Source organism: Herbaspirillum sp. NPDC101397 (assembly GCF_044767325.1).
Lineage (GTDB): Bacteria > Pseudomonadota > Gammaproteobacteria > Burkholderiales > Burkholderiaceae_D > Herbaspirillum.
In genome coordinates this window covers 1-20,831 of sequence record NZ_JBIWNS010000005.1, presented here as the reverse complement: position 1 = coordinate 20,831, position 20,831 = coordinate 1, and the positions used below count along the sequence as shown (strand labels likewise).

The following is a 20,831-nucleotide window of genomic DNA, read 5'->3' as shown; positions in this document are numbered from 1 at the left end:
GCCGGTACGCAAAAAACATACCGGACCGCGCCGGTGGGGGCTGCAGGGGAGCATGAGGAAAGGAGATCGTGAAAAGCCCGCTTGTTCGGGCGTATCGAAACAGCAACGCCAGCCCCATGGCGGAGATGGCGTTACTGAGGATCAGCGCATGCCGAGGGGGAAATCCGGAGCGGACTTATCGGGAATCATGCAGGACGGCATCGCCCAACTCCACCGGGGTCGCGCTGCGGGCATAGTGCAGATGCTGCAGAAATTGCTGGGTGGCAGCATCCCACGAATACGTCATTGCATGCGCACGCACGTCGTCGCGCGACAGCTGCATGGCGTCCATGCAGGCGACGTCGAGTTCTTCGTTCAAAGCGCCGGAGAATCCGTTGGCCACGACATCGATCGGTCCCTCGACCGGATACGCCGCGACCGGTACGCCGCAAGCCATGGCTTCGGCCAGCACCAGTCCGAAGGTGTCGGTGCGGCTGGGGAACACGAACACGTCGGCGCAGTTGTAATACGCCGGCAATTCGTCATGGCCTTTGGCACCGAGGAAGCGCACCTCCGGATAACGCTGTTCGAGCTCCTCGCGTTGCGGACCGTCGCCGATCACCCATTTGGAACCGGGCAGATCGAGCTTGAGGAAGGCTTCGATGTTCTTTTCGACGGCGACGCGTCCGACATACAGGAACAGCGGTCGCACGATGCAGGCATGGTCTTCCGCCGCCGGCCTGAAATGCTCGGTGTCGACGCCGCGGCCCCACAGGGCGACGTTGCGGAAACCATTCTTTTCCAACGATTCCTTCATCTTCGGCGTCGGCACCATGATCGCTTTGGACGGACCGTGGAACCAGCGCATCAACCGATAGGTCAGCGCCTTTGGCAACAGCTTGCGTGCGCTCAGGTATTCCGGGAAACGCGTGTGATACGCGGTGGTGAAATCGAGCTTGTTCCTGAGGCAATAGCGGCGTGCCGCCAGACCCATCGGACCTTCAGTGGAGATGTGGATGCAGTCCGGCTTGAAAGCGTCCAGCGCGGCGGCGATCTTGGCATACGGCTTGTAGGCCAGCCGTATTTCGGGATAAGTCGGGCAGGCGAACGTGCGGAAATCGCGCGGTGCCAGCATCAGTACTTCGTGGCCTTTGTTGCGCAGGCATTGTTGCGTTGCCCGCAGAGTGTTGACTACGCCATTGACTTGCGGTTCGCCCGCGTCGCTTACGATGGCAATGCGCATAAATCTTCTACTCCGGCTAATTTCGAACTCTTCTTCAATTGCATGATTTCGCCCCAGGTCACCAGGCGCAATTCGCCGGCTTCATCTTCCACCAAGGCCGACAGGCTTTCCACCCAGTCGCCGTCGTTGCAGTAGGTGATGCCGTTGATGTCGCGGATTTCCGGTTTGTGGATGTGGCCGCAGATGACGCCGTCGAGGCCTTTCTTGGAGGCTTCGGCAGCCAGCGCATCTTCAAACGAGGTGATGTAGTTGACCGCGTTCTTGACCTTGCCCTTGAGGTATTGCGACAGCGACCAGTACGGCAAGCCGGCACGTGCGCGCCAGCTGTTGAACCACTGGTTGAACTTGAGGATCATGGTGTACAGATTGTCGCCGACGTAGGCAAGCCACTTGGCGCAGGCGATGACGCCGTCGAAGCGGTCGCCATGGATCACCAGCATGCGCTTGCCATTCGCCGTGGTGTGCACCAGTTCGTCGCGGATCTTGATGCCGCCGAAGTCGAGGTCGATGAATTGACGGATGACTTCGTCGTGATTGCCCGGCACGAAAATGACATTGGTGCCCTTCTTGGCTTTCTTGAGCACCGTCTGCACCACGTTGTTGTGGCTTTGTTCCCAGTACCAGCGGCGTTTTAGCTGCCAGCCGTCGATGATGTCGCCGACCAGGTACAGCGTCTCGGACTCGGTGGCGCGCAGGAATTCCAGCAGTCGTTGCGCCTGGCATCCCGGCGTGCCGAGATGCACGTCCGAGATCCAGATGGTGCGGAAATGGAGAGGATCGCGTTTCGTTCCCAGAGCGGCGTCTATACCGTTGGCATCCAGAAATTGATCGCGTGATTTCATGCGGCTCTCGATTCTTTCAGGTAATGGCGGGCGTAGCGGCCATCCAGCTTGGCCAACGGCAGCAGCAGGAAGAAATCAGCCGAATGGAAATCAGGATCCCAGGCCGGTTCGCCGCAGACCCATGCGCCGCTGCGCAAGTAGCCGCGCAACAGCGGCGGCACTTGCGGCTGGTGGCCGGCTTCGCGCTCTTCGATCGGGAAGGCGGTGTGCGGCGTGACGCTGTACTCTTGCGGCGCCATGTTGTTTTCACGGAAGGCGTGATACAGCGCCGCCGCATTGTGGCCGCCGTCGGCCAGGCTGACGCTGGCGCAACCCATCAGGTAATCGCAGCGCTCTTTGCGCATGAAGTCGGCGATGCCGGCCCACAGCAGCATGATGACGGCGCCACTGCGGTAATCCGGATGGATGCAGGCGCGGCCGGCTTCGCAGATGACGTTGCGGATATTGTCGAGGCGGCTCAGGTCAAATTCCTGTTCCGAGTAGAACTTGCCCATGCGGCGTGCGGCATGCGGGCTCATCACGCGGTAGGTGCCGACCACGCTCAGGGTCTTGTTGTCGCGCACGATCAGATGGTCGCAGTAGTCGTCGAATTCGTCCTTGTCGAGACCTTCTGCATTGGCCAGCGCGGACAGGTTCATCGTTTCGATGAAGACCTTGTAGCGCAGACGCTGTACTTCGCGAACTTCTTCCGGCGTGGTGGCCAGACTCAGGGACAGTTTGGAAGAACTGGGGTTAGCATCTGCCGGGGTGGAAAGCAGTCTCATGCATCGTCCTTTTTCAGTTGACAACGGTGCAGAGCGTAACTGCCGATTATTTCAGGCCAATGACACCTGAACACAGCATGGCGCGATAGCAACACCAGTGCGGCTGTCAGCCTCCAGCAAGCTTTACAGGGCGACAAGAGTCGGTAAAGAGGTGAACTTTATGCAATCGTTTCCCTCGAACTGGCAAGAGCGAATTACCGCCTCGCTTCACTTCCATCCCCCGCAGAGAAAGACGCCATGACTGAAGACGAAATCCGTCGCAATGCTTTCGCCATGCCCCTCCACAACCCGGCGTTCCCGCGCGGGCCTTATCGCTTCGTCGATCGCGAGTTCCTGATCATCACCTACCGCACCGATCCGGATGCGCTCAGGAAGATCATTCCCGCGCCATTGCAATTCGTCGAGCCGATCGTCAAGTTCGAATTCATCAACATGCCCGACTCAACCGGCTTCGGTCATTATTGCGAGTCGGGACAGGTGATTCCGGTCACGCTCAACGGCGTCGCCGGCGGTTATGTGCACAGCATGTACCTCAACGACCATCCGCCGATTGCGGGCGGACGCGAGCTGTGGGGTTTCCCGAAAAAACTCGGCACGCCCGAGCTGCGGGTGCACACCGACACGCTGGTCGGCACGCTCGACTACAGCGACTTCCGCATCGCCACCGGCACCATGGGATTCAAGCATCGCGCGCTCGATCATGAGGCGGTGGCGAAGACGCTGGGGTCACCCAGTTTCCTGCTGAAGATCATTCCCCACGTCGACGGCACACCGCGCATCTGCGAACTGGTACAGTACAGTCTGTCCGACATCACCATCAAGGGCGCCTGGACCGGTCCCGGCGCGCTCGACCTGCATTCGCATGCACTGGCGCCGATTGCCGACCTGCCGGTGCTGGAAGTCATCTCCGCGGTGCACATCTTGTCTGACCTGACTTTGCCGCTGGGCACGGTCGCTTACGATTATCTTGCTAAATAGTTTTTTAGTATTTTGTTTAATATTTTTGCTTAACAAAAAGGAACGTCATGGTACTCAAAGATAAAGTCGCTCTGATCACAGGCGCAGCCAGCGGTATCGGCAAAGAAATCGCCATCGAATACGCCAAGGCCGGCGCCAAGGTCGTCATTGCCGATCTGGCGCTGGACGCTGCCAAGGCCGCTGCCGACGAGATCAACAAGAGCGGCGGCACCGCAATGGCCGTCGCCATGAACGTGGTCGACGAAGCGCAGGTCGACAAGGGTATCGCCGACGCGGTGGCTGCCTACGGCACGCTCGACATCCTGATCAGCAACGCCGGCATCCAGATCATCGCTCCGATCGTCGACAGCACGCTGGAAAACTGGCGCAAGATGCTGGCGATCCACCTCGACGGCGCCTACCTGACCACCCGCGCCGCAATGCGCGCGATGATCAAGGCCGGCAAGGGTGGCTCGATCATCTACATGGGTTCGGTGCATTCGCACGAAGCCTCGCCGCTGAAGGCGCCGTACGTCACCGCCAAGCACGGCCTGATCGGCCTGGCCAAAGTGGTCGCCAAGGAAGGCGCGAAGGACAAGATCCGCTCGAACGTGATCTGCCCGGGCTTCGTCCGTACGCCGCTGGTGGAAAAGCAGATTCCCGAGCAGGCCAAGGAACTGAATATCAGCGAAGACGACGTGATCAAGAAGGTGATGTTGAAAGATACCGTGGACGGTGAATTCACCACGACGGCGGATGTGGCGCAGACGGCGGTATTCCTCGCGGCGTTTCCTACCAATGCGCTTACCGGGCAGTCGGTGGTGGTTAGCCATGGGTGGTTTATGCAGTAAGCTGATTCGCTTACTGGATGATGAAGAGGCCGCCTTTATTGGCGGCTTTTTTTGTTCTGTTGTTCCGACTAGCCTGCTGTGCGTTGATGAATGTTGTTCTTTCTTCGATCAACCCTTCGCCGGGGGTAGCCCGGCAGCTACTCACTTTTCTTGCTTCGCCAAGAAAAGTAAGCAAAAGAAGGCGACCGCAAGTTCGCAGCCCCTTCGGGGTTCCCGGCGTCGTCAGGCACAAATCGGGAGAGGAAACAAACTCGCTGCGCTCAGACAAGTTTCCCCTCTTTATCCGATTTATGCCTGCCGCCACCGGCTGCTCGCAAGCGGGAATTCCAGACTGGCTCGCTGCGCATCGCCAGGGGACAGAGATAAAGCGACGGTCGTAGTTCTCCGCTACCAATAAAACCAAGAATGAGAATCACGATGCCGAAGGCGAGCCCCCCAAGGCAATGCGAAGCGAGCCGAAAAAAGAATTCCGCTTATGAGTCGCCGTTGGTGACGTGCTCAAATCGGAAAAAGAAGGGAAACTTGTCTGAGCGCAGCGAGTTTGTTTCCCTTCCCGATTTGAGTGCGGCGCCAACGGGAACCCCGCGCAGCGGGGCGGCGAATCGCGGTCGCCTTTCTTTGCTTACTTTCTTTGGCGAAGCAAAGAAAGTGAGTAGCCGCCGGGCTACCCCCGGCAAGCGTTGATCGAAGAAAGAACAGCATCAGAAACGCACAGCAAGCAAGTCGGAACAAAACACAGAGAGAAAAACCTATCCCTCCATCTCCCCCACCCACTCCCCATCCTGCATCTTCGGATAAACCTTCACCAACAAAATCTTCGGCCCCTTCATCTTCTTGACCACAATGTCAAAAGCATGAAACTCGACCTTCTGCCCTTCTTTCGGCACCTCGCCCAGCTTCTCCATGACCAGTCCGCCGACCGAATCGACCGTCTCGTCGTATTCGAGGTCAATGCCCAGCATGTGCTCCAGCGTCACGATAGGCAGACTGCCCTTGCCCAGCAAAGTCCCGTCATCCTGCCGCGTCCACTCATTGGAAGTATGACGAAACTCGTCGCGAATCTCGCCCACCAGCACGCTCAGCAGATTGTCGAGCGTGACGAAGCCCAAGGGTGTCTGCCCCTTGCGGCCGATGATCGCGAAGTGCGGCGAACCGGTGCGGAAGCGGCGCAGCAGCTCTTGCGCCGACAGGCTCGGTGAAATGTATTGGACCGGACGCAGGTACTGGCGCAGGTCGACGATGGCCTTGCCGTCCTGCTGCGCGATGAAGACGTCCTTCAGATGCAGCAGGCCCAGCACCTCCTGCTGCTCGGCATCGAAAAACGGATAGCGGCTGAAACGGTTGCGATAAATGATCTGCATGTTTTCTTCATGCGTATTCGCCGCGCTCAGCGCGACGATCTCGTTGGCCGGACGCATCAGGTCCATCACCTTGAGGTCGCCGAAATCGAGCGACTGCGCCAGCACGCTCCACTCCTGCGGCGTGAACTTGCCGGTCTTGCCGCCGGAGCGCAGGATCAGCTTGAGTTCGTCCGAGGAATAATGCGAATCATGCCCGTGCACGCCGCCCAGGCCGGTAATGCGCAGTACCCAGTTGGCGCTCAGGTTGAGCAGCCAGATCGCCGGATACATGGTCCAGTAAAAGCCGTACAGCGGCATCGCACACCACAGGCCGATGCGCTCCGGGTTGCGGATCGCCATCGACTTCGGCGCCAGCTCGCCGACCACGATATGAAGGAAGGAAATGATCACGAAGGCGAACACGAAGGAGACGCCGTGGATCAGTTCGGGCGAACTCACGCCGAGCAAGGCGAACAAGGGTTCGAGCAGGCTGGCGAAGGCGGGTTCGCCGATCCAGCCGAGGCCCAGCGAGGCCAGCGTGATGCCGAGCTGGCAGGCCGACAGGTAAGCGTCGAGTTGATTATGGACAGTCGCCAGTATGCGTCCGCGCAAACCTTGCGTCTTGACGATGGCTCTGATGCGGGTCTGGCGCAGTTTGACCAGACCGAATTCTGCTGCGACGAAAAAACCGTTCAGCGCGACCAGAAAGAGGGCCGCGACGATCAGCAATATGTTTTCCAACGAGGGTACCTATTGAGTAGTAAAGAAAGTGCGCCTGCCGAAGAACAGCTAACAAAACAGCGCGAAGTCCGACGGGCCGGGCCGCGGAAGCGCAATGAAGAAATCGCAAGCGGGGAAAACTGCGAAGGTTTTGTTAGCTGCTCTTGCATGTTGCTGCAAGCACAAGACGTAATTTACCACGAGACGACGCGCGACAAGAGCTCTTGTCAGGAAACCATGTCAATCCGGCAAAAGAAAAAGCGCCTCAGCGTTTCAGTTCAGGCGCGATGAAACGCAGTCCGAGCACGACATAGCGGCCGCGCGTGTCGGCGCCGAAGGTATTGCCATAGGTGAGGTCGAGTTCGACGTGTTCCGGCACCAGCGCCGCCCGCACGCCGGCCTGGTAGGACGGCTTGCCCTTGTTCTCGCCGAACACTTCGCCGATGAACGAGAGCCGGTCGATCAGCTTCGTCTCATTGCCGAGACCCCAGGTCAGGCGCGTGGTCTGCTCCTTGCCTTTGCGAATCGCGCCCAGGTTGGTGTGCAACAGGAACGCGTCGTCCTTGAACGAGAACGAAGTCAGCAGCTTGGAATAGACATTCCACGAACGCTTGCGCCCATCGTCGCCGCTGTCGGTCTGGCGCACCACGCCGGCCAGCATGCCGACGCCATAGCTGTCCGGCGACATTTCGCGGAACACGGTCTTGCCTTGCAACTGGCTATTGGCCAGGTACATGCCGGTACCGTCGCGCTGCCAGGAATTACCCCACGAGACTTCCAGGTTGCCGGTCAGGTTGCACGACGGATTGAGCCAGCGCTCGGTGCCGTCGCGATTGAATTTGCCCCAGGCTTCGAGCTGGCATTTGTCGGCGCCGAGCACTTGCGCGTCGTCGACATTCATTGCGCCGGCGGCGAACGCCGACTGCATCCCCAGCAATCCGTGGACGGCCACGGCTGCAATGATGATTTGTTTTTTCATGGATTACCCGTCTTCAAAAATCTGACGCAATCAGGAAGACGTTGCGTCCGGCGTGATGCTAGCACCATGCTTCCGGCGCGAGCAATCGGAAAACGAATGCGAGCCGGAGATTTCGAAATACGTGGGCAGAATAACCACAAAGACATGCGCTGGTCACACTGTCCATACACGGAAGTGCGACCAGCACGTCGAAGAAATACTGAATTGAGAGTGCTTATCGTTTACGAGCAACGATTGCCCTGCGGCACCCGCTCAGCGCTTGCGCGGACGCGCCGGATCCGGCAAACCGCACTTGAGAAACTCGCCGCGACCGATGGCGCCCTGCGGCTCCTTGCCGTCATACACCACCTCGCCGCGCGACAGCGTGGTCACCGGCCAGCCGGTCACCGCCACGCCTTCATATGGCGTGTAGTCGACGTTGTGATGCAGGTCGGCATTGGCGATCACGACTTCCTTGTGCGGATCCCAGATGGCGATGTCGGCATCGCCGCCGATGGCGATGGTGCCCTTCTGCGGATACAAGCCATACATCTTGGCCGGGTCGGTCGCCGTCAGTGCGACGAAGCGGTTGAGGTCGATGCGGCCCTTGCCGACGCCCTCCGAGAACAGCAAGGGCAGACGCGTCTCCAGTCCCGGCGTGCCGTTCGGGATATAGCGGAACGGCACTTCCTTCCCACCCGGCATCTTGCCCTTGGGATCGGCGTAGCGGAACGGCGCATGGTCCGACGAGAACACCGTGAACAAGCCGTTGGCCAGGCCGTCCCAGATGTGCTGCTGGTTTTCCTTGTCGCGCGGCGGCGGGCTGCAGATGCATTTGGCGCCGTGATAGCCCTCCTGATCGAGATCGTCGGCAGTCAGCATGAAATACTGCGGGCAAGTCTCGGCATAGATGCGCAGGCCGTGACCATGCGCCCAGCGGATCTGCTCGATGGCTTCCTTGCCCGAGACGTGCACAATCAGGATCGGCACGTCGACCAGTTCGGACAGCGCGATCGCACGATGCGTCGCTTCGCGCTCGACCAGCATCGGCCGTGAGGTCGCGTGATACTTGGGCGCGGTCAATCCGGCGTCTTCCAGTTGCTCGGTGAGCCACGCAATGCAGTCGGCGTTTTCGGCATGGATCATCACCATGGCGCCTTCACGCCGCGCGATGGCCAGCACGTCGATGATCTGACGATCATTCAATTTGAGATCGTCATAGGTCATGTAGATCTTGAACGAGGTATAGCCTTCGCTGATCAGTTGCGGCAACTCTTCCTTCAGGACCTTTTCGGTCGGGTCGCTGACGATCATGTGAAAGGCGTAGTCGATCACGGCCTTGCCTTCGGCGCGGCGATGGTAATCCTCCACTGCCGCACGCAACGACTGGCCCTTGGCTTGTGCCGCAAACGGAATCACCGTCGTGGTGCCGCCGCATGCCGCCGAGATCGTGCCGCTGCGAAAATCGTCGGCCATCTCCAGCCCCTCTTCCATTGGCTGGTCGAGATGGCAATGACTGTCGACGCCGCCCGGCAGCACCAGCTTGCCGGCGGCATCGATTTCTTTCTTGCCGGGCGCAAGATTACGCCCCAGCGCCACAACCTTGCCGCCGACGACGCCGACATCGCATTGCATGATGTCGGATGCGGTGGCGACGGTGCCGTTGCGGATTACCAGATCAAAGTCTTCCATGTTCGGCTCCGCCCTAAACAACATCGCGGAACAAACTGCCCCAATTGCGGATGCGCGACGGGTCTGACCCGGCCTGTTTGAGCGACTTCCACACCACGGTGGAGATAGTGTCGTAGATCGGGATGCCGACTTCGCGTTCCAGCTCTTCGACCAGCGGCGCGCCGCGCAGGTTGGTGCAGAAGATGGTGATGGCCTGCGGCTTTTCCTTGGCGACCTCGCGCACCATGGCGCGCAGCTCGTCGGCGCCGACTTCGGAGAAAGAGAAATTGTCCTGCTTCCGCAGATGACGCTCGGCGATGCATTCCATGCCGGATGCCGCATAGTTCTTGATGATCGCCGCCTGCACGTCGTCCAGGTAAGGCGTCACCAGGCCGAAGCGCTTGACGCCGGTGATGTCGAAAATCTCATTCAATGCCAGCACCGAGGTGCAGGCCGGAATGCCGGTCGCTTCGGTGATGCGCTTGCACAGGCGTTCGTCGGCGTCGAAACCGAGCCAGCCCGACGAGGTGCCGTTCCAGCCTATGCTTTGCACCTTGGCGTGCGACAGCAGTTCGGCCGCACGCAGGATTTCGCTGTCGTCGAATTGCGCCAGCGCCTGGTTCGACAGGGCGATCTCGGTCACGCGGAAGCGGCCGAAGTGCGCGCTGGCTTCCGGGATGTCGGCGATCATTGCGGTGGTGACCGGCTCCAGCGTGGTGTTGGAGGACGGCGTCAGCATGCCGAGCAGAGTACGTTGAGTCATGATGATTTCCTTGAAATTCTATGCGGCGATTTTGACTGCGTCGGCATGGGCGAGCGCGGATTCTTCTCGGATCAGGCTCAGCACATGGCGTTTGTATTGGTTGAACTCGGCGCTCGTGGTGTCGCGCGGCCGCGCCAGGTCGATGTCGATGAGGTCGCGGATGCGGCCAGGGCGATGCGTCATGACGGCCACCTTGGTCGCCAGCACCAGCGCTTCATCGACGCTGTGCGTGACGAACACGATCGTACCCTCATAACGCTGCCACAGCGTGACCAGCTCTTCCTGCATTTCCATCTTGGTCTGCGCATCGAGCGCAGCGAACGGCTCGTCCATCAGGATCACCGACGGATTCTGCAACAGCGCGCGGGCGATGCCGACACGCTGCGCCATGCCGCCCGATAGCTCGGCCGGGAAGTGATTTTCAAAGCCCTTGAGCTTCACCGTTTCGATAAATGGCTGAGCGGCGGCGCGGCGTTCGGCGGCGCTCTTGCCTTGCAGCTTGAGCGAGAACGCGATGTTGTCCCACACCGGCAGCCACGGCATCAGGTTGGCCTGCTGGAACACCATGCCGCGGTCGGCGCCGGGAGCGCTGATCGGCTTGCCGTCCACGATCACGCTGCCCGAGGTCGGATGCTCGAAGCCGGCGATCATGTTCAGCAGCGTCGACTTGCCGCAACCGGACGGGCCGAGCAGGCAGAGGAATTCCTTCTTCTCCAGGCTCAGCGTGACGTTGTCGATGGCGAGCATGTCGGTGCCGCGCTTCTTGTCCTTGAAGACCTTGACGATATTGTTCAGTTCGATGAATGCCATGTTGTTCTCCTTGCTCAGTCTTATGCCTTGCCCTGCACCGTCGCCACGTGCTGCCAGCGCAGTACCGAATTCATGATCAGTTTCAGGATCAGGTCGGCCAGGTAGCCGAGCAAACCGATGCTGATCATGGCCGCGATCACCAGGTCGTAGCGCAGGAAGTAATACGAATCCCACAGCGCGTAACCGAGACCGCTCTTGACCGCCACCATCTCCGCCGTCACCGTCAGCATCCAGGCGCTGCCGATGCCGATGCGCAGACCCGCGAAGATGCTCGGCATCGCCGCCGGCAGGATCACGAAACGCAGCAACTGGCTCTGGTTAGCGCCGGCCATCGCCGCCGCGCGCAGCAGGTTGCGGTCGGAGGTTTTGACGCCGTGCACGGTGTTCATCAGGATGGGAAAGAACGCGCCCAGGAACACCAGGAAAATCGCCGGCTTGTTGGCAATGCCGAACCAGATGATCGCCAGCGGAATCCACGACACCGGCGGAATCGGCCGCAGCATCTGCACGGTCGGCTCGATGGCTTTCTCCACCCAGCGCCACCAGCCGATCGCCACGCCCAGCGCAATGCCGGAAATCGCCGCGATCAGATAGCCGGCCGTGACCCGCATGCAGCTGGCCATGGCGTCGAAGATCCAGCGGCCGCTGCTGTCCTGGGCTGCTTCGCTATAACCGAAGATCCAGTCCATCCAGGTCGCGAACACCCGCGACGGCGCCGGCAGCAAGGAAGCAGGGATCGCTCCCGAACGGGAAAACGCTTCCCAGAACAACACCAGAAAAATCGGTACGGCGAACCGCCACTTCGCCTCCGACAAGGAGCGCATCAAACCATTCATTGTGATCACCTGCTTTCTATCCGGTTAAACCAGCCTTGCGCCTGAATCAATAGCCCAGTTCGGACTTGGGCTTCTTGGTGACTTCCATCAGGAAGCTGTAGTCCATGTTCTTGTCGATCTGCGCCGAGACGTCGGTGGAGATGTACTTGAGGTCTTTCATCATCGCGCCGATGGCTTGCGTCTGCGCGCGGTACATCTTGAAGTCGGGATAGGAGTTCTTCAGCGCTTCGGTGGCGACGGTCTTGTCCAGACCGGTGCCCTTGACGATGCTGGCAACCCAGGCGCCCTTGTCCTTTTGCAGGTTGTCCACCAGGCGCACCACGGCGGCGACGGTTTCCTTCACTTCGGCCGGATGTTCCTTGATCACGTCCGAGCGCGTCACGATCAGGTTGGTCAGGCGGCCGGCGGCCTGCTTGTAGGGAAATGCAAAATGCTTGCCGACCCCGGTCATGCGGATTTGCGAAGCGAACGGTTCGACCGAGCAGATCAGCTCGACCTCACCGCGCTGCAGGGCTGCGGCGTGGTCGGACGGATTCGGGATGTTGACGAACTGCACGTCCTTGCTCGGATTGATGCCGTTCAGGGCCAGCTCGCCGCGCATGTGCAGGTCCTGCGCATTGCCGCGCGAAGCTGCGATGCGGAACGGTTTGCCCTGCGCCTTGTAGTCGGCGATCAGCTTCTTCAGGCCGGCCCAGTCGTCGGACGCCAGCGCCATGTCCTTGCCGACCAGCATTTCGGAGCCGCCGTTGACCTGGCCCGACACCGCCACCAGGTCGAAGCCCTTGTCGAGGCCGCTGACGAAGGACAGGTAAGTCACCTGGGCGATGTCCACGCTCTTGGACACCAGTGCGGTCAGTGCGTCGCTGCCGGCGGTGAAGTTGATGCCTTCGATGTCGACGTTTTTCGCCAGTTCAGGCACTAAGGCCATCGACATGCAGTGCGCACACTTGGCGTAGGCCAGCTTGAACTTCGGCTTGGCCTGGGCTTGGGCTGCGCCGGCGAAAGCCAGGCTGAAGGCCAGCCCGGCGGCCACGACGGCGGCGCGCATGACGGACGAACGCGGCAGGCTTTTTTGTGCGCCGGATACTTGATAGTGCATGGTGACTCTCCCGTAAGTAACTCAAAGATGGAACTCATCGAAGCAATGAGCATGGACCGCAATTAAGATTGTGACAATTTAAAATACCGATTGCGACAAACAATGCAATACCTGTGCCAGGACAGTTTCAATTGAATTTCAGAGTGAAGTAGCCTTTATTCACCGCATGGAAGCAGGAAATAAAATCCAGGCTGGTGCAAAACGGGAGAAATCGAACCAAACCGGTGCGACAAATTATTTTATAAATGTCGGGAAAGTTTTTATTAATTGTGACAATATACCCCCACAAAATACATCGCCTCAGGACAATGCAATGACCAGCACCACCAACACCGCCGCCATCAGACCCGGCCGCAAGAAGACCGCAAGCAAACTGAACAAGAGCGCGGACAACAGCCCCCTGCCCGCCCAAGCCGTGAGCGCGCGGCCGATGGCCGGCGACGTCATCTATGAGCGCATCCTCACTTCGATCATGGAGCATCGCCTCACGCCGGGCACCAAGCTGGTGGAAGAAAAGCTGGCCGGCATCTTCAACGTCAACCGTACGCGCGTGCGCGAAGTGCTGGCGCGGCTGAGCCACGAAGGACTGATCACCACGATCCCGAATCGCGGTGCCTTCATCGCCAGCCCGACGCCGAGCGAAGCGCGCGCAATCTTTTCGGCGCGCCGCCTGATCGAGCCGGCGCTGCTGCGCCATTTGTGCGAACACACCCGGCCCGACCATATCGCCCAACTGCGCGCCCACGTCGCGCTGGAGGCGCAGGCGCGCGAAGCCAACGACCGCCGCGCCATCATCCGGCTGTCGGGCGAGTTCCACATCCGCATCGCCGACATGGTCGAGAACCCGGTCATGAGCAAGATGATGCGCGAGCTGGCGTCTCTGACCTGCCTGATCATCGTGCTGTACGACTCTCCTACCGTGCCGGCGTGTACCCATGACGAGCACGGCGACATCATCGACGCCATCGCCGCCGGCAAGGTCGAGAAAGCAGTGGCGGCGATGATCGAGCATCTGAATCACATCGAAGCGGTTCTCGACATGTCGACGCCGCCGGCCGAAGACGACGACCTGGAAGCGGTGCTGAGCGCGATGTAATTCCGGCGATTTTTATGGTGCGTTTATCCGCGCAGCATAAAGTTTTATAAGAATTAGACGCCGCATTTCTTATCTTGTAGCCCACATCAACCTGATTTGTGGAGTACAAGAAAATGACATCCCGATTTGCGCCGTTCCGTTTCGTTTCCATCGCCGTGGCGGCAACTGCCCTGCTGCACGTGCTGCCCGCCGCCGCGGCAGAGAATGGCGACGCAACTGCAACTGCAACTGCACCTGCTTTCACCTCCACCGCGAACATCGGCCTCTACAGCCAATACGTTTTCCGCGGTCTGACCCAGACCAATGAAAAGCCTGCCGTGCAAGGCGGCTTCGACCTCTCGCACGAGAGCGGCCTGTACGCCGGCATCTGGGCGTCCAACATCAGCTGGATCAGCGACGCCACGCCCGGCGCATCGGCCAGCCTGGAAGCCGACATCTACGGCGGCTTCAAATATGGCTTCAACGACACCCTGACCGGCGACATCGGCTTCCTCCATTACGCCTATCCGGGCAGCTTCCCCAACGGCTTCACCAAGGCCGACACCAATGAGCTGTATCTCGGCCTTGACGCCAAGTGGATCACGCTGCGTTATTCCTACGCCGTCGGCAACACGTTCGGCAGCGCCGACACGCGCGGCTCCAGCTACATCGACCTGGGACTGACGCACGAGCTGGTCGCCGGCATCAACGGCGTTGCGCATGTCGGCCATCAGCGCTATACCGGCCCGAACTCCTCCAACCTGTCGTACACCGACTGGAAGCTGGGCCTGAACCGCGACTTCTCCGGCTACGTGCTGGCGGCCTACTACACCGGCACCAACGCCAAGGACGCCGGCTACACGGTCAAGGGCAAGAACCTCGGCCGCGACCAGCTGGTGCTGTCGGTGTCGCGCACCTTCTGAGGCTGACATGGACGGGAAAATTTCAACGGCCTTGGGCGTATTGCTCTTAAGTTCAGCGCTGCTGCCCGCCGCGCATGCGGTGGTGCCGTACCGCTCGCCGGAAGACTACGGCCCGTCCATCGAAGCAAGGAAGCAATTGCCGGCATGCCGGCGCGCCGCCATGGAAGTCATGGCCGGCGCCGGCAAGATTGAGAGTGAAAGTTTCGTGCAGCGCAACGAGGCAGAGTATTTCCGCTTCGTCATGCGCAACGGCAGCAAGGAAGTGCTGATCATCTGCGACGGCCATGCCGGCACGATCCGCCGCCAGATCGATATCTGGGGGGATCTTTAGGTTTGTTCAGCGACCATAGCTTCGTCATGCGGTAGCTTGAAAAAGGCAATCGACCTGCTCAGCTTCTCGGCCTGCGCGCTCATCTCTTCGGCGGTCGCCGCCAGTTGCTCCGACCCGGCTGCATTCTGCTGCACCGTCATGCTCAGTTGCACCACGGCGGAATTGATCTGGCTGACGCCGGCCGACTGCTCGGTGCAGGAATGGGAAATCTCTTGCACCAGTTCCGATGCGCGGCGAATTTCCGGCACCAGGTTTTCCAGCAGACGGCTGGCTTGTTCGGCCAGCGCGACGCTGGTTCCCGCAACGTCGCCGATTTCCTGCGCCGCATCCTGGCTGCGTTCGGCCAGCTTCCGGATCTCCGCCGACACCACCGCAAAGCCGCGGCTCTGGCCGCCGCTGCTGGCCGCTTCGATCGCTGCGTTAAGCGACAACAGATTGGTTTGATAAGCAATGTCGTCGATCACTTCCACCATCTTTGCGATGCGCTTCATGGCCGAAACGGTCGACAACACCGCATTGCCGCCATCGCCGGCGCCGTCGGCGGTTTTGCCCGCGAGCGCATCGGTGACGCGTGCATTGGCGGCATTGCGCGAAATCGACGTCGACATTTCTTCCAGCGAGGCGCTGGTCATCTCGATGCCGGCGGCCTGTTCACTGGCGCCCTGCGACAAGGCTTGCGCAGTACTGCTGATCTCGCGCGAGGCATCGGCCAGCACGCCGGCGCCTTCCGATACGTCGGCCACCACCGCCGACAAGGTGTCGACCATATCCTTCATGTGAAACACCAAGCTGAAATCGTCATTGCGCGCGACCTCGATGCACTGCGTGAAATCGCCCTGCGCCACCTTGCTCAACACCTCGATCACATCGGCCGGCTCGCCGCCCAGCTGGCGCACCAGGCTGCGGCAGATCAGCCAGCCCGACAACGCCGCCAGCAAGGCGATCAGCAGCACGCCGCCGGTCAGTTGGTCGCGTTGCCGCTCCTGTGCAGCGATGCGGTCGGCGATCATTTTCTGCAGGCGGTCGGACGCCAGGAAGGCGGTGCGATATTGCTGATCGACTGCAACGCTCATCGCGTCGTAGTAGGCGGCCGGCGTCATCGTCAAGGTGTCGGCGGCAGCGATCTCATCGCGCGACAGGTTCAGCGAACTGCGGCTGGCGACGGTCGACGCCTCCGAGCTGGCGCCGAGTTCCGCCTTCAGCGCCGGCACGGCGCCATAGACTTTTTCGAAATAGCGCAGTGAGGTGCGTCCGTGCTGGCGCGTGCCGGCAATCAGGCTGTGCAGGTTCACGCGCGCATCATCGTCGATCTGGCCGGCGATCAGGTAGCGCACGCCGGCGCCGCGCACCTGGCCCAGGTATTCAGCCAGTTGCGGCAAGTCGAAATACACCGCATGCACGAGGTAGTACACGCCCGGATCGGAATCCAGGCTGAGGTGATAGCGGTCGGCGATTTTTTCGCTGAGCAGCAGCAGGCTCAGGCATAGCTGGCTGTGACGCTCGAAACTGTCGGACAAGGTTACACCGCGCCGGCTCACGGCTTTGGACAGGTCGTCCCATTCCGTACGGATTTTCTGCAGCAGCGCCGCTTCAGCAGGACTGCCGGCTTGCAGAGACTGCGCCAGCGCGTCCATCGCGAGCGTGCCCAGGCGCGTGCTTTCACCGAGCTGATCAACCATTTGGCCGGAAGTGAGGAAGGCCGTCGACAAACCGCGATGGCTCTGCACCAGCTGCAGCGCCTTGAGCGTTTTGACACCGGGCTCAAGGCCTCTCTGTTCGAGGCGCGACACAGCGATGCTTTTGTCAGCGCCATCCACATACAGATAAAGCGGCGGCCCCACCAGCAATACTCCCAATACGCCCAACAACCCCATGCGTTGCCACAGCTTGAAACGCTGCAAGAACCGCGTCATGAAACCCTCCCGTTTTTTTATTAGCGGGACAGTCTATCAAATCAGGAGGAATCGGGAGCGTGCGAGCCGAATCAGTGTAAATCAGGGTAATTTTGCGTCACTGAAAACAGCGGTATCAGGCCGGTTCAGCGTTGACGATGCGATAGCCGACGCCGATTTCGGTGACGATGTGCTTGGGCTGTGCCGGGTCGTCTTCCAGCTTCTGGCGCAGGCGCTGCATGTAGATGCGCAGGTAGTGATGATCTTCGGTATGCGACGGTCCCCATCCCGCCGCCAGCAAGGTGCGGTGCGTGATCACGCGGCCGGCGTCGCGCAGCAGCGTGGCGATCAGGCGATGTTCGATCTGGGTCAGGTGCACCGCCTCGCCGCCTTTGCTGGCCGTGCGCGCCGGCAGGTCGATCAGCAGATCGCCGAGACGAAAACGTCCGGTCGCCGCGCTGGCCTGGCTGCGCCGGCGCAACTGGGCACGGATGCGCGCCAGCAATTCCGGCACGCCGAAGGGCTTGGTCAGGTAATCGTCGGCGCCGGCATCGAGAGCGGCGACTTTTTCCGCCTCTTGCGTACGTGCCGACAGGATCACGATCGGCACGTCACTCCACGAGCGGATGTCGGCGATGACCTGCTTGCCGTCCTGGTCGGGCAGGCCGAGATCGACGATGACCAGATCCGGTTTGCGGGTGCCCGCTTCCACCATGCCTTCACGCGCGGTGCGCGCCTCGTGCACGATGAAGCCTTCCTGTTCAAGCGCGCTACGCACCAGCTTGCGGATGTGGGCGTCGTCCTCGACGAACACGATATTGCCTGCGTGATCCAACATGATCGTTATTCCTCTTCCGGCAGGGCCGGAGGTTTGTCCAAAGGCAAAGTGAAGCAGACGCGCGCGCCGCGACCGCCGTCGCCGGGCAGCGCGCGTATCGCACCACCGTGGGCATCAATAATCGCGCGGCAAATCGCCAATCCAAGGCCGACCCCTGGCGTGCTTGATTCCGTATCGCCGCGTGTGAATTTTTCAAACGCGCGCTCTTCCATCCCTTGCGGGAAGCCCGGACCGCGGTCGATCACGCTGATTTCCATCATGCCTGCATTGGCTCTTGCATCGACCATGATGATCTCGCCGGCCGGTGCGTACTTGACGGCGTTCTCGATCAGATTGGCGAACACGCGCTCGATCAGCACCGCGTCGAAACGCACCAGCGGCAAGTCGGCCGGCAGATGCGTCTCCACGCGGCGTTCGCCGAGCGTCTTGTTGAGCAGGCGCAAGGCGGTGCCGACCACTTCTTCGATCGAATTCCATTGGCGGTTGAGCGTAATGCCGCCCGATTGCAGGCGCGCCATGTCGAGCAGGTTTTCCACCAGTCCCGACATGCGTTGCGATTGCTCGCTGATGGTGACGGCCATCTCGCGCTCGTCGGCGCCCAGCGACGGCTGCCGCGCCAGCGCTTCGGCGCTGCCCACCAGCGAGGTCAGGGGCGTACGCAGGTCATGCGAGATGGCCGACAGCAGTGAATTGCGCAGGCGCTCCGACTCCATCGTCACCAGCGCATCCTGCGCCACCTCGGCGTAGTGCAGGCGCTCGATCGCCATGGCGATCTGCGAGCAGAAGATTTCCAGCATTTGCCGATTCTCCGGCAAGGCCAGCTGAAGCGGATCTTCGGCCACGAACGCCAGCACGCCGCGCGTGCGCATGGTCGCGTTCAGCGGCAGGTACAGCGCCTGCGCCGCCGGCAAGGTGGCGGTGCCGCGCCCCGCCGCCTGGTCGTTGTCGTAGACCCATTGCGCCACGCCCAGGTCGACATCTTGCAGGGCATGGGCGTCGTGTTCTTCCGGCGCGGCCACGCGCACGTTTTCGCCGCTGTCGGGCAAACAGAACGCCGTCTTGGCGCCGAACACCGCGCCCAGGTGGCGGCGGCCGATTTCCAGGATCTGCTCCAGCGTCAGCACCGCCGCCAGTTCCTTGCCGAGCATGTACAAGTTGCCGGCGCGCGCCTCGCGCAACATGGCGACGTTGGCCTGATGCCGCATGCGCGAGGCCAATGAACTGATGAACAGCGACACCGCCAGCATCACCAGCAGGGTAATCAGATATTGCGCGTCCGAGACGCTGATGGAAAAGCGCGGCGCCACGAAAAAGAAATCGAACGCCAGCACGCTCATGATCGACGCCAGTGCCGACGCCGAGCGCCCGTAGCGCACCGCGACGATCATCACGCCGACCAGGTACAGCATGATCACGTTGGCCGGATGCAGGTAGGCGATCAGCCACCACGCCAGCCCCGTGGTCACGGCGCAGCTGACGGTGGCCCACAGATAGCCGCGGCGGCGGCGCAGACGGCCGCTGTCGTCGCGTGCTTCTTCCACCGGAGGCCTGACGCTGTCGTCGCGCTTCGATTCCACCGGACGCGCCACGGTATAGACGTCGATGTCCTGTCCGTTTGCGGCGATGCGTTCGGCCAGATTCTTGCGCCACCATCGTTTCCACTGCGTCCAGCCGCCGCCGTGCGACTGGCCGATCACCAGCTTGCCTGCATTGCGGCTGCGCGCGAACTGCACCAGCGCCTGCGCCACGTCTTCGCCGGTGATGCTGGCGGTTTCCGCGCCCAATGATTGCGCCAGCTTGAGGTTCTTCAATATGCGTTCGCGCCCGGCCAGCGTCACCCGCGGCCAGCTCGGCGCATCCACGTGCACCGCCAGCCAGTCTGCCTGCAGCTTGGCCGCCAGCCGTGCGGCGGCGCGCACCAGTTTGTCTTCGTCGGCGCGCGCACCGATGGCCACCACGATGCGTTCCTTGGTTTGCCACAGCTGGACGATGGAACGATCGGCGCGGTACTCGCGCATGTCGGCGTCGACGCGATCGGCGGTGCGGCGCAGGGCGATTTCGCGCAGCGCCAGCAGATTGCCCTTGCGGAAAAAATTACGCCCGGCTTTCTCGGCCTGTTGCGGCAGGTAGACCTTGCCTTCCTTGAGGCGCTGCAGCAGTTCGTCGGGCGGCAAGTCCACCAGCGTGACGTCGTCGGCCTCGTCAAAGACATGGTCGGGAATCGTCTCGTGCACACGGATGCCGGTGATCTGGCCGACCACGTCGTTGAGGCTTTCGATGTGCTGGACGTTGACGGTGGTGTAGACATGGATGCCGGCGTGCAGCAGCTCTTCGATGTCTTGCCAGCGTTTGGCGTGGCGCGAGCCGGGGACATTCGAATGCGCCAGTTCGTCGACCAGGATGAAGGTCGGTTTGCGTTCGAGCGCGGCGTCGAGGTCGAATTCGTACAGCGTGCGGTCGCGGTATTGGGTGCTGCGCAGGGGCAGGCGTTCGATCCCTTCGAGCATGGCTTCGGTATCGGCGCGGCCGTGGGTTTCGACGATGCCGGCGAGGACTTGCTCGCCTTGTTCCTGCAGGTTTCTGGCGGCGGCCAGCATGGCGTAGGTTTTGCCCACGCCGGCGGAAGAGCCGAAGAAGATCTTGAGCCGGCCGCGCGCCTGACGGTCTTCGTCGCGCATGACGCGGTCGAGGAGGTCGTCGGGGTTGGGGCGGGTGGGCATGGTGGGGGTATTGTAGATGGAAATGGGCTTTTTTAGCGGGTTGGGTTCGTGTGGTCGTGTGCTGTGTTTTGTTCCGACTGGCCTTTGCCTGTAGCTGATTCTGTTTTCTCTTCGATCAACCCTTGCCGGGGGTAGCCCGGCAGCTACTCACTTTTCTTGTCTCGCCAAGAAAAGTAAGCCAAAGAAGGCGACCGCGATTCGCCGCCCCGCTGCGCGGGG

The 20,831-nt window shown here is 61.0% G+C and carries 19 protein-coding genes; 5 read left to right on the top strand and 14 right to left on the bottom strand.

Going from position 1 to position 20,831, the window contains the following annotated elements; all coding sequences use genetic code 11:
* Positions 1-175 precede the first annotated feature (175 nt).
* From ACIROW_RS12775 to ACIROW_RS12765, 3 genes are read right to left on the bottom strand one after another with little or no spacing between them, the layout of a single operon-like run.
* Complete coding sequence (locus ACIROW_RS12775) at positions 176-1,222, bottom strand: glycosyltransferase family 4 protein (RefSeq protein WP_402276013.1); 1,047 nt, start codon at positions 1,220-1,222, stop codon at positions 176-178.
* Entirely contained in the window at positions 1,204-2,064 is an 861-nt protein-coding gene (locus ACIROW_RS12770; RefSeq protein WP_402276010.1) for a UDP-2,3-diacylglucosamine diphosphatase, read from the bottom strand. Before ACIROW_RS12770 ends, ACIROW_RS12775 begins: the two co-directional genes overlap by 19 nt.
* Positions 2,061-2,828 carry a GNAT family N-acetyltransferase gene (locus tag ACIROW_RS12765; RefSeq protein ID WP_402276007.1) on the bottom strand — a complete coding sequence of 256 codons (768 nt, stop codon included), beginning with the start codon at positions 2,826-2,828 and terminating at the stop codon, positions 2,061-2,063. The genes ACIROW_RS12770 and ACIROW_RS12765 overlap by 4 nt, the downstream gene beginning before the upstream one ends.
* Positions 2,829-3,065: 237 nt before the next feature.
* Here ACIROW_RS12765 and ACIROW_RS12760 point away from each other — a divergent pair, with 237 nt between their 5' ends.
* Complete coding sequence (locus ACIROW_RS12760; protein WP_402276004.1) at positions 3,066-3,806, top strand: acetoacetate decarboxylase; 741 nt, start codon at positions 3,066-3,068, stop codon at positions 3,804-3,806.
* Positions 3,807-3,853: 47 nt separating this feature from the next.
* Positions 3,854-4,636, top strand: a complete 783-nt coding sequence (locus ACIROW_RS12755) for a 3-hydroxybutyrate dehydrogenase (protein WP_402276001.1) — start codon at positions 3,854-3,856, stop codon at positions 4,634-4,636.
* 10 nt (positions 4,637-4,646) lie between these two features.
* On the opposite strand, the gene ACIROW_RS12750 is transcribed toward ACIROW_RS12755, so the two are convergent.
* From ACIROW_RS12750 to ACIROW_RS12715, 8 genes are all read right to left on the bottom strand, one after another.
* Entirely contained in the window at positions 4,647-4,904 is a 258-nt protein-coding gene (locus ACIROW_RS12750; RefSeq protein ID WP_402275998.1) for a hypothetical protein, read from the bottom strand.
* A 481-nt stretch (positions 4,905-5,385) separates the two neighbouring features.
* The gene (locus ACIROW_RS12745; RefSeq protein ID WP_402275996.1) at positions 5,386-6,717 is read right to left on the bottom strand and encodes a hemolysin family protein; all 1,332 of its coding nucleotides are present in this window, start codon (positions 6,715-6,717) and stop codon (positions 5,386-5,388) included.
* A 244-nt stretch (positions 6,718-6,961) separates the two neighbouring features.
* The gene (locus tag ACIROW_RS12740; RefSeq protein WP_402275993.1) at positions 6,962-7,675 is read right to left on the bottom strand and encodes a hypothetical protein; all 714 of its coding nucleotides are present in this window, start codon (positions 7,673-7,675) and stop codon (positions 6,962-6,964) included.
* Between the two features lie 252 nt (positions 7,676-7,927).
* Positions 7,928-9,346, bottom strand: coding sequence for a dihydropyrimidinase (gene hydA / locus ACIROW_RS12735; protein ID WP_402275991.1), 1,419 nt, complete (start codon positions 9,344-9,346; stop codon positions 7,928-7,930).
* Between the two features lie 13 nt (positions 9,347-9,359).
* The gene (locus ACIROW_RS12730) at positions 9,360-10,088 is read right to left on the bottom strand and encodes an Asp/Glu/hydantoin racemase (protein ID WP_402275988.1); all 729 of its coding nucleotides are present in this window, start codon (positions 10,086-10,088) and stop codon (positions 9,360-9,362) included.
* A gap of 18 nt (positions 10,089-10,106) precedes the next feature.
* On the bottom strand, positions 10,107-10,898 hold the full coding sequence (locus tag ACIROW_RS12725; protein ID WP_116434979.1) for an ABC transporter ATP-binding protein: 792 nt from the start codon (positions 10,896-10,898) through the stop codon (positions 10,107-10,109).
* A 20-nt stretch (positions 10,899-10,918) separates the two neighbouring features.
* The gene (locus ACIROW_RS12720; RefSeq protein ID WP_402275986.1) at positions 10,919-11,734 is read right to left on the bottom strand and encodes an ABC transporter permease; all 816 of its coding nucleotides are present in this window, start codon (positions 11,732-11,734) and stop codon (positions 10,919-10,921) included.
* Between the two features lie 46 nt (positions 11,735-11,780).
* Positions 11,781-12,833, bottom strand: a complete 1,053-nt coding sequence (locus tag ACIROW_RS12715) for an ABC transporter substrate-binding protein (protein ID WP_402275983.1) — start codon at positions 12,831-12,833, stop codon at positions 11,781-11,783.
* 313 nt (positions 12,834-13,146) lie between these two features.
* Here ACIROW_RS12715 and ACIROW_RS12710 point away from each other — a divergent pair, with 313 nt between their 5' ends.
* The 3 genes from ACIROW_RS12710 to ACIROW_RS12700 all read left to right on the top strand — a co-directional run bounded on the left by ACIROW_RS12710 (position 13,147) and on the right by ACIROW_RS12700 (position 15,162).
* Positions 13,147-13,929 (top strand): GntR family transcriptional regulator, encoded by a 783-nt coding sequence (locus tag ACIROW_RS12710; protein WP_402275981.1) that lies wholly within the window; start codon positions 13,147-13,149, stop codon positions 13,927-13,929.
* 113 nt (positions 13,930-14,042) lie between these two features.
* Complete coding sequence (locus ACIROW_RS12705) at positions 14,043-14,831, top strand: TorF family putative porin (protein ID WP_402275979.1); 789 nt, start codon at positions 14,043-14,045, stop codon at positions 14,829-14,831.
* A gap of 7 nt (positions 14,832-14,838) precedes the next feature.
* Entirely contained in the window at positions 14,839-15,162 is a 324-nt protein-coding gene (locus ACIROW_RS12700) for a hypothetical protein (protein ID WP_402275977.1), read from the top strand.
* Here the strand turns inward: ACIROW_RS12700 and ACIROW_RS12695 are convergent.
* The 3 genes from ACIROW_RS12695 to ACIROW_RS12685 form a co-directional block, all read right to left on the bottom strand.
* Positions 15,159-17,075, bottom strand: a complete 1,917-nt coding sequence (locus ACIROW_RS12695; protein WP_402275974.1) for a methyl-accepting chemotaxis protein — start codon at positions 17,073-17,075, stop codon at positions 15,159-15,161. The genes ACIROW_RS12700 and ACIROW_RS12695 overlap by 4 nt on opposite strands.
* 115 nt (positions 17,076-17,190) lie before the next feature.
* A complete protein-coding gene (locus ACIROW_RS12690) occupies positions 17,191-17,892 on the bottom strand; it encodes a response regulator (RefSeq protein ID WP_402275972.1) in 702 nt (233 codons plus the stop codon).
* 5 nt (positions 17,893-17,897) lie between these two features.
* Positions 17,898-20,612 (bottom strand): DUF4118 domain-containing protein, encoded by a 2,715-nt coding sequence (locus tag ACIROW_RS12685; RefSeq protein ID WP_402275969.1) that lies wholly within the window; start codon positions 20,610-20,612, stop codon positions 17,898-17,900.
* Positions 20,613-20,831: the final 219 nt, after the last annotated feature.